This window comes from Streptomyces diastatochromogenes (genome assembly GCF_002242805.1).
Classification (GTDB): domain Bacteria; phylum Actinomycetota; class Actinomycetes; order Streptomycetales; family Streptomycetaceae; genus Streptomyces; species Streptomyces diastatochromogenes.
In genome coordinates this window covers 1-10,360 of sequence record NZ_MCGQ01000095.1, presented here as the reverse complement: position 1 = coordinate 10,360, position 10,360 = coordinate 1, and the positions used below count along the sequence as shown (strand labels likewise).

At 67.9% G+C, this 10,360-nt stretch carries 11 protein-coding genes and 3 pseudogenes; 6 read left to right on the top strand and 8 right to left on the bottom strand.

What is annotated here, in order from left to right; genetic code table 11:
- Positions 1-71: 71 nt before the first annotated feature.
- Entirely contained in the window at positions 72-503 is a 432-nt protein-coding gene (locus BEK98_RS45855) for a hypothetical protein (RefSeq protein WP_143684265.1), read from the bottom strand.
- 216 nt (positions 504-719) lie between these two features.
- On the opposite strand from BEK98_RS45855, the gene BEK98_RS45850 reads away from it, so the two are divergent.
- On the top strand, positions 720-1,415 hold the full coding sequence (locus BEK98_RS45850) for a Type-2Aa cytolytic delta-endotoxin (protein ID WP_244202288.1): 696 nt from the start codon (positions 720-722) through the stop codon (positions 1,413-1,415).
- Between the two features lie 584 nt (positions 1,416-1,999).
- On the opposite strand, the gene BEK98_RS45845 is transcribed toward BEK98_RS45850, so the two are convergent.
- On the bottom strand, positions 2,000-2,626 hold the full coding sequence (locus BEK98_RS45845; RefSeq protein ID WP_094222755.1) for an isochorismatase family protein: 627 nt from the start codon (positions 2,624-2,626) through the stop codon (positions 2,000-2,002).
- Between the two features lie 226 nt (positions 2,627-2,852).
- On the opposite strand from BEK98_RS45845, the gene BEK98_RS45840 reads away from it, so the two are divergent.
- Entirely contained in the window at positions 2,853-3,350 is a 498-nt protein-coding gene (locus tag BEK98_RS45840) for a MarR family winged helix-turn-helix transcriptional regulator (protein WP_244202287.1), read from the top strand.
- Positions 3,351-3,373: 23 nt separating this feature from the next.
- On the opposite strand, the gene BEK98_RS45835 is transcribed toward BEK98_RS45840, so the two are convergent.
- Positions 3,374-4,495, bottom strand: coding sequence for a PP2C family protein-serine/threonine phosphatase (locus tag BEK98_RS45835; RefSeq protein ID WP_094222753.1), 1,122 nt, complete (start codon positions 4,493-4,495; stop codon positions 3,374-3,376).
- Between the two features lie 95 nt (positions 4,496-4,590).
- Positions 4,591-4,752, bottom strand: a pseudogene (locus BEK98_RS45830) (DUF3052 family protein); the annotation flags it as partial.
- 176 nt (positions 4,753-4,928) lie between these two features.
- Between BEK98_RS45830 and BEK98_RS45825 the strand changes: the two are divergent.
- The 3 genes from BEK98_RS45825 (at position 4,929) to BEK98_RS45815 (ending at position 6,116) form a co-directional block, all read left to right on the top strand.
- Entirely contained in the window at positions 4,929-5,165 is a 237-nt protein-coding gene (locus BEK98_RS45825) for a hypothetical protein (protein ID WP_094222752.1), read from the top strand.
- Complete coding sequence (locus BEK98_RS45820) at positions 5,165-5,437, top strand: hypothetical protein (RefSeq protein WP_094222751.1); 273 nt, start codon at positions 5,165-5,167, stop codon at positions 5,435-5,437. The genes BEK98_RS45825 and BEK98_RS45820 overlap by 1 nt, the downstream gene beginning before the upstream one ends.
- Before the next feature lie 223 nt (positions 5,438-5,660).
- The gene (locus BEK98_RS45815) at positions 5,661-6,116 is read left to right on the top strand and encodes a hypothetical protein (RefSeq protein WP_143684264.1); all 456 of its coding nucleotides are present in this window, start codon (positions 5,661-5,663) and stop codon (positions 6,114-6,116) included.
- A gap of 301 nt (positions 6,117-6,417) precedes the next feature.
- Here the strand turns inward: BEK98_RS45815 and BEK98_RS45810 are convergent.
- The 3 genes and pseudogenes from BEK98_RS45810 to BEK98_RS51515 form a co-directional block, all read right to left on the bottom strand.
- Positions 6,418-6,677: pseudogene (locus BEK98_RS45810) on the bottom strand (ISAzo13-like element transposase-related protein); the annotation flags it as partial.
- Positions 6,678-6,730: 53 nt separating this feature from the next.
- Complete coding sequence (locus BEK98_RS45805; protein WP_244202286.1) at positions 6,731-7,588, bottom strand: DUF4097 family beta strand repeat-containing protein; 858 nt, start codon at positions 7,586-7,588, stop codon at positions 6,731-6,733.
- Positions 7,589-7,768: 180 nt separating this feature from the next.
- Positions 7,769-7,891: pseudogene (locus tag BEK98_RS51515) on the bottom strand (IS630 family transposase); the annotation flags it as partial.
- Positions 7,892-8,154: 263 nt separating this feature from the next.
- Between BEK98_RS51515 and BEK98_RS45800 the strand changes: the two are divergent.
- The gene (locus BEK98_RS45800; RefSeq protein ID WP_094222748.1) at positions 8,155-8,790 is read left to right on the top strand and encodes an HAD family hydrolase; all 636 of its coding nucleotides are present in this window, start codon (positions 8,155-8,157) and stop codon (positions 8,788-8,790) included.
- A gap of 333 nt (positions 8,791-9,123) precedes the next feature.
- Here BEK98_RS45800 and BEK98_RS45795 read toward each other — a convergent pair.
- A partial coding sequence (locus BEK98_RS45795; RefSeq protein WP_208643425.1) for an NPCBM/NEW2 domain-containing protein occupies positions 9,124-10,360 on the bottom strand: 1,237 nt, incomplete at its 5' end.

Genomic DNA, 10,360 nt, shown 5'->3' with positions numbered 1-10,360 from the left:
GCTCCACCCCGCGTCGGTGAGTCCAGCTTACGTCATGCGCCGGGCAGGGATTACCAGGACGCGGGCCGGGATCAGAAGATCGCCCAGGCTTCCCTCGGCAGACAGTGATAGACGTCCCCCATCACATCGGCGGCAAGGAAGACGGGGCGCGTGAGCAAATGATCGCCGGCCCGCTGCACGCAGAGCACCACCCCGAGAGTCAGCGATCCGGGCTCCGCGCCCGGCAGATAGAAGAGTTCCGTAAATGCTTCCCGGCTTTCCGCACGATCGAACAGCCACTGTTCCAGCTCAGAGGGAACCTGTCCGACCAACGCCGCCTCGTCCGCATGGACTTGCGGTCCCCGACGAGCGTCGATCGAGACTCCGAGCAAACGCTCAGCCGCAAAGTAGAGCTTCAGGCCCACTTTGGAGTAGGTGTCGCATACGACGTCCCAACGCGGGTAATGCTGGCGCACGGCCGCATGGACGCCGCCGATTGCGGCGGACGCCTCGTCGGAAGTCATTCCAAACCTCAGTGGACCCACGCTCACGAACGGGTCGAAGGTCCACTGCTGTCGTTCACTGTCCGGCAAGACGTCCCACGGGCCCATGCGCCGCAGCCTACGACGAGGCGTTCGGCCAGGCTCCAGGCCCCCGGCTCAACGCGATCGCATGATCGGCCGGACAGCTCCTAGGCGCTGCGTGGCCTCCGGCCTGACGCCTTCTTCGCGGTGGTCTTCTTGGGCGGCTGGATATGCGCGGCCGCGTGCCGTACCGGCGCCCTGCGGGTCGCGGCCGCGCATCGCTACGGCATACTGACGCCTCACCAGTGCAACAAAATGTTTAAGGAGGGGAAGTTGGCAGCCTGTTTCAGGACATTCACCGCGGTGGGAGAGGCCCATCTTGTCCAAGCGGAGGCCTTGGGGCGTGCCTTCCAGGAGGCGATCGCGCCCGCCACCGTCAACTACGACTTCGGGCACATTCGCGATGCAGCCGCCGTGCTTCCCGACAGCGACATCGTCAAGATGGTCCGTGGTTGGGGACTCCAGGAGGAGGCGCCGATCCTGGTGATGGCGCTCTCCCTCAAGGAGGCGGTCCGCCAGGCACTCCCGCCCGAGGCGGCTCAGGCTCCGTTCTGGGACACCGTCGAGCGCGACCTCATGGATGCCTTCACGGGTCTCGGGGCGCAGGAGGGCGAACCGGGACTGGTGTACTACGAAGAGGGGCCGGACCACACGAGCTACTACCGCGATTTGTTCTTCGCCCTCCAGGACGAAGAAGCCGGCGCGTACGTGTACGCCGTTGCCTTCTGCACCGACGTCACCGTCGCCTTTGGCAAGTCCCGTGTGGGGACCTTGGGCCTCACCGACACCGCACCGTTCGCGGTCCGCCTCAACGCGATCGTCGTGCGGCAGAAGCTCGCGAACGTGGCCTGATACTTCAGGCATCGCCCGCTGCTTCCTTTCGGGGCCCGTCCCGCGCATGTCCTGCGGAGGCCCCATGGCCAGTCACGGCCCGCCGTCCCGGGCCGCGAATATTGCGCGCTGCAGTGCGGTGGTGACAGCCGCCTTGCGGGCCGGTGCCGTCGAGGCGGTGACAACAGACATCCGGTTCAGGGAGGTCAGGCCGTGATTCGGGCCGCCTCGTGCTCGTCCCAGACCGCCGGGAGTGTCTGTCACCGGGAGCGTCCGTCCGATGTGGCGAGCCTGGGCCTGGCGGCAGAACGCTGGCCGTGACCGCGCAACCGGACAGCACCCTGGGGACTCTCGCCGACGCCGTGCTGCCCGTGCCCAGCGCCCACACCAGCCAGTTCGGCGGAAGCCTCTTCGAGCAGGGCGCCCTGCTGCTCTTCGATGCCGTCGTCATGGCCCTCGCGGCGGACACGGAGGGTGCGTACAAGGTTGGGGACGTCCATTTTCCAGATGGCGAGGTCGGTCTCTGCCGGACACGGCTGACGGTCGGCGCCGCCGGTGCGCCCGCAACGTGGGGCGGCGCCGGGGCGCGGTGGTCGTTGGGCCCTCTAGGCCCGGTGGGCCGCGGAGATCTGGCCGACCAGGACGGCGAACGGCATGTCGAGGGCGCCGTAGAGGGCACCGGCCTCGGGGGCTGCGTTGTCGGCCAGGGCCTCGACCATGAGGGTGGCGTAGTCGCTCACGATGACGCCCGCCTGCTGCATGCGCAGCAGTCCCGCCTCGCGCTTGGCGTGGCTGAAGGTGCCGGAGGCGTCCACGGCGACATATGCGTCGTACCCGGCGGCCGTCGCGGAGATCGCGGGCAGTGCCGCGCACACCTCGAGCGACACCCCGGCGATAATCAGCTTCTGCCGCCCGGTGGCCTCGATGGCCTCGCGGACTCGGTCGTCGTGCCAGGCGTTGACCGTGCTGCGGTCGATGATCTTCAGTCCGGCCGGCAGTGCCTCGACCAGTTCGGGGGTGGTCGGCCCCCACATGCTGTCGGCGGCGGTGGTGGTGACGACCAGGGGGAGTCCCAGCACGGTCGCCGCCCGTGCCAGCGCCACCACGTTGTGCTTCAGTTCGCCGAGCGGGATGTCCCGGACGCCGGACAGAAGGCCCACCTGGTGGTCCACCAGGACCACGGCGACGTTCTCTCGGGTGATCGGCTCCAGGAACTTGCTGCGCTCGCTCATGTTCCGCTCCTTGGATTGCGCCAGAGCCTTTTTGGTCACCAAACTTGATAGTCAATAGTAGTGACATTTCGACGCTATACCCAGGCCCTCGGGAGGGCAAGCGCCGAGCCTGACGGGTCGCGCCCGGGGTCCGGTCCGGATGAGGGTGTCCGAGCCCATGAGGCGAGCCAATAAAATCGCTGGTGACACAGCACTGTGGTGGACGACCACGGAGACGGGAGAGGCGTTGACCAGGCACCAGAACCCGGAACCGGACCTCGGCGTGCTCGCTGCCCGGGTCCTCTTCTCCGTTCAGCGCGAGCTGTTCACCGCGCTCGCCGAGCAGGGCTTCGACGACATCCCGCCCCGCGCCGGCGCCGTACTCGCCTACCTGCGTGCCGACGGCATCCGTGCCAGCGAACTCGCCCGCGCCTCCGGACAGCACAAGCAGGTCATCGGCTCCCTCATCGACGACCTCGAACGCCTGGGCTATGTCGAACGCAAACCCGACCCCGCAGACCGCCGTGCCAAACTGATCTACCCCACCGAACGCGGACTGCTCCAGATGGAGGCCGCCGCCTCGATCATGCGCGCGATCGAGGAACGCCACGCGAAGGCACTGGGCACACGGGAGTACGCCGCCTTCAAGACGGCTCTGCAGCGCGTGGCCGATCTCCAACGCCAGGCCCAGCACGACAGCCATGCGCCCGGCCGCAGGCAAAGCAGCAGTGGGGAGGCGCCGTAGGTCCGGCCGTTTCCGGGCCCGGGTCAGACTGCCAGGCGGCGGATCGCGACCACGGCCGCGTCGTCGTTCAGATGGCCGTGGACGTGGGCCAGTAGGTCGTCCCGCAGAAGGCGCAGTAGCTCTTCGGGGTCTTCCTTGGCCCACTCGGGCACTCGTTCGGCGAAGGGGTAGAAGACTCCTTCGGCATTGCGTGCTTCGATGACGCCGTCCGTGTAGAGGAGCAACAGGTCGCCGACCTCGAACGGGAACGTCTGGACGTCGTACTCGGTCATGCCGAGGAGCCCGCCGAGTCCGATCGGAAGGTGGCTCGACTCGGCCACGAGCGTGGTGACGCGATTCGCGTGCAGCATGAGCGGTGGTGGGTGGCCGCAGGCGATGAGGTGGACCACCGCTTCGTGGTCGGGGATGTCGAGCAGCATGGCGGTGGCGAAGTCCTCGTTCGCGTCCTGCTCCGCCTCCTCTCGCCACTGGTTCGTGTCCCAGCGGAACGCCGCGTCCAGGTGGATGGCGAGGCGCGGCAGCGTGGCCTGCCGATGGGCGGCCGCGCGAAAGGCGCCCAGCAGCAGGGCGGCGTTGTTGATCGCGGCCAGGCCGTTGCCGCGTACGTCGCCGATGAGGAGCCGGGTGCTGTGGTGGGCGGTCCGTGCGGCCGCGTACAGGTCTCCGCCCAGGTCGGCCTCCTCCTCGGCCGGAAGGTACAGGCCGGCGATCCGCAGCGGGCCACTGCGTCCGGGCAGCGGCCGAAGCAGGACACTCTGCGCGGCCTCGGCCACCGACCGCACCCGGTGCAACTGCCGCTCGCGCCGACTCCGCACCACACAGAAGGCGACACAGAGAGTGGAGACGACGACCAGGGCAGCGATCTGAGCCTGCACGTTGGCCGTGGACAGGACCCCTCGGAGCACCCCGATCAGCACCTGGGCCCCGACCGCGAGAACCCCCATCAGCGCCGTCATGCGAGCGCCCGCGAACGCCACCGTGATCGCGGGAGCCGCCACCAGCAGCGGGCCCAGGTGGATGTGCGACGGAGACAACACATCGACCACACAGACCGCGACGATCAGCCCCAGCGGGATCACCATCAGCGCGGGCGCATGACCCGGCCGCCAGGAAGGCCGGAAGTCCATCCACGGTCGAATGGCCATGCCACAAGCCTTGCACCTACGCCCCGCTGTGGGCGTGCGCCGCTCCGGCACGGGGGCGGGCCGGCCGTGGGCCGGGATGGTTACCGCTTGCCACAGTCCTCGTCGACCAGGTCTTGGCCGATCAGCGACTCGATGCCCTCGCGGAGGTCCTGATCGACGTCTTCGCCGTAGCCGATCTCCTGGACGACCTGACCGGGCTCGAAACCCAACCTCACCGCGGGGTTGGTCCGCTCGCCGGCCGTGCTCCCTGCAATCAAGTAGATACGCAAGGTGACTCGAGTGATCCACTCGGGTTAGGCCGCTCAGCCGAAAAGGCATGCCACGAGCGAGGTCAGGCCCTCGCACGAGCCGGTTTCGTCCGGAGTGGTCCCCAGGTCCCGGGGCGGCCGATACCGTTGGGGGAGACACCAGTCCGCGCCCTACGGAGCCCTCGATGAGCGAACAGCCGGTCGCACCCGCCGACCACGCCCGGCAGCAGCTGGAGCCCGCGGCCGCTGACGGACTGCGTGCGTACGCGGCCAAGACCCGCGCCAACGCCGACCAGTTCGCCGCCGTCCTGGAGGACATTGCGGAGAACGGGCTGCCCTCGGTGGAGGACTGCAAGCCGTGGGAGGAGCTGCGCGAGGCCCACCTCGCCCGGCTCGCCGCGCAGCGCCCGGCCGTCGCCTGATGCCACCGCAGCACGGCCCGCGCCGCGCCCGGATCGCCTTCTCGGACTCCGCCGCCAAGCAACTGGAGAACATCACCAGCGAGGCGGAGATCCACGCCCTGGACCGCGCCCTGGTCGTCATCTCCGTCGCCCCGGACGTCGGCGAGCCGCTCCCAGGCGACACCGCCGGCCCCCAGCTGCGCCAGTACACCGACGAAGTCGAAGCCGTCCGGATCCTGTACTTCGTCACGGCGCTGCGCACCGTAGTGGTCGTCGCGTACATCGAGGTCTAGCCGCCGGAGTAGTCCGCGTGTCGTCCTTCGTTCAGCAGCTGTCGGCCCTGGGCTACTGCGAGATGCTCGCCCAGGACCTGGAGCCGCAGCGCGAGGGCGGCTGTCCTGTCTCACCGGAGATTGACCGATCTCGCTGAAGTACGACCACTTGCCGGTTAGCCTCGCTGAAGGCTGACCGCTCAGTTGCGTCGACGGCCGGGGCACAGTGGACTGGGGAACTCTCGTGGGTACCGGTCTCGGCGCGCTGCTCGGTATCGGATCGACACTCGCCGTCGACGGTGCACGATCACGCCGTGACAAAGAAGTCCGCGACGAGCAGCTTCGACGCCAGGTGTACGGCGAGTACCTCATCGCCCTCTCCCGGACTCGGAGCGAGCTACGCGACATTGCCCACAACATCCACGACTCGCCGGAGGATCGGGCCCGACAGGTGCGCGACAGAGTGCGCGAGAACGGTGCCTACGAGCTCCGCCACCAACTCCAGCTCTGCGCGCCGACGGAGGTACTCGCGCTCGTTGATCGGGTGCACGCAGCACTGCGTGACTTTCGGGACCAAGTGCTGAACGGAGCCACTTCCCAGGACGAGACGTACCGGGCCAAGCGCGCGTCGTACGAGGCTGCCGCCCGAGACCTTCGTGAAGCGATGCGTCGAGACCTTGGCGTCGCCCCAGGAGATTGAGTCGCCGCGCTCAGCCGCAGCCTTCTCACGCAGGTGAACAGACGACGACCTGTCAGCGTCCCGCACGCATGATCCTTCCCACCGCCGTACAGCCGTCTGGCTCGCATGGGGAGACGTTGCCCACCGCTGTGTGGCGGCGGGGCGGCGCGAATCAGGATGGGGTCAACCCAGTGGCACCGTGCCGAAGGGCTTCCACTCGTACATCTGGTTGTCGCGGTGGATCACCATCTCCGATGGTGCTGCGGATCACGTTATGGACAGCGTGCACGGATGCGCACGCCTCCTCGCTGCTGGAGCCGTCCAGGTTCCCGACCGTGTCCGCGCTCACCCTGTGCCCCTGACAGGTGAGCTCGGCCGCGAGGTTCCTGGCCGACTTCACCGTCCAGCGCAGCGGCGACATCGGGTCGCCCCGCTCGTCAGGTTCCACCAGTGCGAGCGGTGCGGGCCGCAGACCCGGATCAAGGTCCACGGCCTTCCTCCGGCCGCCACCGGTCCTGCGTACCCGCCCCAAGGGCTCCTCGCCGGCCGACAACTCGCCACGCCCTTGCGGGCCGTCGTCTCGCATCCAGATGTGCCGAACCATGCGAAGCAAGACCTTGATTCTCTGTAAGCCCTTAGCCTGCCGACTTCACAGTCAAGTCACCGTTCGTTGTCGACAGATCCAAGCGGTACTTGCCTGACGGGTCGTTCTTGAATGCCACCTTCTTGTCGCCGTGGGAGTCGTTCGCCGAGATCTGGTACTGGGCAGGCGGAGCCGTGACCGTGAGGCTGCCGTTGGTCGTGCGGGCCTTGATGTTCTGCGGGGTGGCCGTCTGGATCGTCACCTCGCCGTTCGATGTCTGTGTGTCGATGCCGCCGCCCTTGACGTCCTTGACGTTGACGTCACCGTTGGACGTGCGCAGCTTCACCGGACCCGTCGCGCTGTTCACCGTGATCTCGCCGTTCGTCGTATGTACGTCGACCGTGCCGACATCGGTCAGTGCGAGGCTGCCGTTGGACGTGCCTCCCGTCACCGGAAGACCGGCGGGCACCTTGACGTCGTACTCGACGCCGCAGTTCTTGCCGCAGCCTGAGAGCCTCAGGACGCCGTTCTTGACGCTGAACGAAGTGCCACTCGGCTTGTCACCGCGGTAGTTGACCTTGCGGTGCACGGAGATCGTGGAGGTGTCCGCCGAAGCGTCCACCTTCACTCCGCCGTTCCCACTGTCGAGACGGATCGAGGTGACTTTCTGGGACACCGTGGCGTCGTCCTCAAAGGTCTTCTGGTCGTCGAGGGCCGAGCACGCGGAGAGCCCACCGACTGTGAGAGCAGCCAAAGCCAGTGCTGCAAGGACGCGGGTCTGTGGGTGTCGCATGAAGTTCCCCTGTGTGGAGCGAGTTGAATCGGTGATCAGTCGCTGCGACCCTACGCGGCCACAGTCCCGCCCACGATGGGGAAAACCCCCCAATGCCAGGACCGGGCTGACCTTCATGGCAACCTGCATCTCAGTTCGCCGCTGAGTGCTTCTCCTCCTCGTCTCCTTTCCGCGCTTGTGGCGTGGCGCCCTGGGCCAGGGCCTGCCGCCCGCGATCGATCTGCTGGCGACAGCCCAGCTCTGATCCGAGAAACCGGCATCAATAGGCCGAGGGGTCGCTACCCTGCGGTCGGCTATGAAGAAGAAGCGGGAACGGTGCCCGGCGCGGCAGCAGACCACCCCGGCGATATTGACCCGTCCCTGGTTGCGGCCACGCACCCGCACCACCGGCCGCTGCCCGCGCGGGGCCCAGGTGCGTCCTGACTGCGATCACTTCTTGCGACAGCGTTTGTTGACGGGTTCTGACGTCAGCGTCCGGCCGGCAGAGGGTTTCGCGGATCGTCACGAGTTTTGGCGGCACCTGCTGATGCCACCGAGTCGCGGCGGCGCCTCGCGACAGGGCTGTCACAGGGTTCCAAGACCGCTTGACCTTGCCCCAGAGGGAAGGACGACAGTGTCTCCATAGATCACGTGAGCGGGCGGTGTGTGCTCGCCGGCCAGCGGGACGAAGAGGGGGAGTTCGCGTGACCGCGACCTGCATCATTCTCGATATCGGTGGCGTGCTGGAGATCACGCCGAAAACAGGATGGGTGCAACGGTGGGAAGAGCGGCTGGAGCTGCCGCTGGGCACTGTGAGTGAGCGGATGCGCGACGTGTGGCGGGCTGGAAGCGTCGGGAGGATCAGCGAACGAGACGTGCACTGGGAAGTGGCTGCACGCTTGGGTCTCGGCGCGCCCCAGGTCGAAGACTTCATGGCTGATCTCTGGACGGAATACCTGGGGACGCCGAACGAGGAACTGATCGCCTACGTGCGAGGGCTGCGGGGAAGCTGCAGGCTGGGCATCCTGAGCAACAGCTTCGTCGGCGCCCGGGAGCGGGAGACGGAGCTGTACCACTTCGACGAACTGGTGGAGCAGATCGTCTACTCGCACGAGATCGGTGTCGGCAAGCCTGACCTGCGTGCCTTCGAGGCGGCATGCGCCAGCTTGGACGTGCGGCCGGAGAGCTGTCTCTTCATCGACGATGTCGCGGTCAATGTTGAGGCCGCCCAGGCGGCGGGTATGCAGGGGCATCTGTTCGAGGACAACGCCCGGACCATCACGTACATCGCAGCTCATCTGGACGCCGGGCCCCTGGTTCCGGGGCGTGTCCCGCTCTGATGACGTCGGCCTTTCCGACCGGATCCAGCCCTACCTCCACCAGCCGTGGGCCGAGGGCTGCACTGCCCCGCGCTCGACCGCCCCGCCCACCACGTCCGGGCGTTCGCCGAGCTCATGAAGAACCGTCAGGGCCGCAACCTGGACCACAGGAGCTGTCACCCGGTCGCCGCCTGCGCAAGCCTCGGCGAGGCGCGAACCTCTCACCCTGCCCACCGCCCAGCTTGCGGCTGGATCCTGGGCCGGTCCTCGCGGCCGACCCAGGACCTCAGCACGCCCGCCCCAGCCTCTAGGCAGAGTCCACCGCTGGTCCGCCCCGCCGTTGCGGTCCCAGACCTAGCCGCACGTCAGCGTCGGCATCGCCCAATCACCGTGGTCGTTGCCGTTGCTGTCGCCGGCGTCACCGACCTTGAGGTCGACCACCTGGGCGTCGCTGACGTCGACGTCGATCGGCGCCGCGGCCTGTTTGCCTCGGATCGTCGGTGTGGTCACCAGGGTCTTGCCGTCGGCGATCACGGAGAACGTCACGGTTCCCGCACCACCTGTCTCGTCGTCGACACCGACGTCCGCCGTCAACCGCGAGCACTTTCCGGCGAGGTAGAGCTGGACGTCGCTGACCGAGTTGGTGCCCAGGCCCTTGGCGTAACTGACACCGGCGATACTGATCGGACGGCCGTCCCCGGCCGCCTGCTCGCCGACGCTGCTGTCGCGCTCCACCGGACCCCACCCGTTGGTGGAGGACAGGAACGGGAGGTCGCTCACAGCGCTCTTCCCGGCCGGGGGAGCCGGCGGGATCCCGCCGACGATGCGCTCGTCACCGCCGACAGCGTGCCGTCCGTTCTGCAGGTAGTGGACCTTGGCGGTGAGTGCCGAGGCGGACGGCAGCTCCCCGGCCGGCGGCTGGACCTTCCAGGTGAAGGTGGCCGATCCGCCGGGTGGCAGGCGCTTGACCGACATGGGGCTCGTGGGACTCACGCTCCAGCCGTCGGGCGCGGAGAGCGAGGCAGTCAGACGGGAGGCGGACGGTCCGTCCTTCGCCAACCGCACCGTCGTCTCGGCCGCGAAGGCCCGTGCTGACTGAGCGGTGTCCGGCACGTCCAGGGTGACATCCGCTCCCGGACGCTTCGGCATCGCGTACATCCGGGAGTCGTAGCGGGGGCTGTCGTTCTGCGCGACGCGCAGGGACGAGGCATAGCTGCCGTAGTCGGTGAGCGAGACCTTGCCGAGCCCGCCGGTGCTGCCGTCCAGGTTCCACACGGCGATGGCGATGCTGTTGTGGCCGTTCGGATCGAGAATCCCGTTGGGGACCGGGAAGGTGTGCTGCGGGCCGAGGTAGTTGACGTAGTTGCCGACCTGCCAGCCGTTCACGAAGATCGTGGCACGGTACTTGCGTGCCGGGTCGTCGGTGAAGGTCAGCCCGAGCGAGGTGTCCTGGCCGTGCGGCAGGTCCAGGTTGACGTCGGTGCGGTACCAGGAGACCCCCGGGCGGGTGTCGGTCGTCGGCAGGGACACCCGGTTCCACTTGGCGTCCGGGTAGCCCGGCAGGGACCAGCCGGCCCGCTCGCCGTACAGG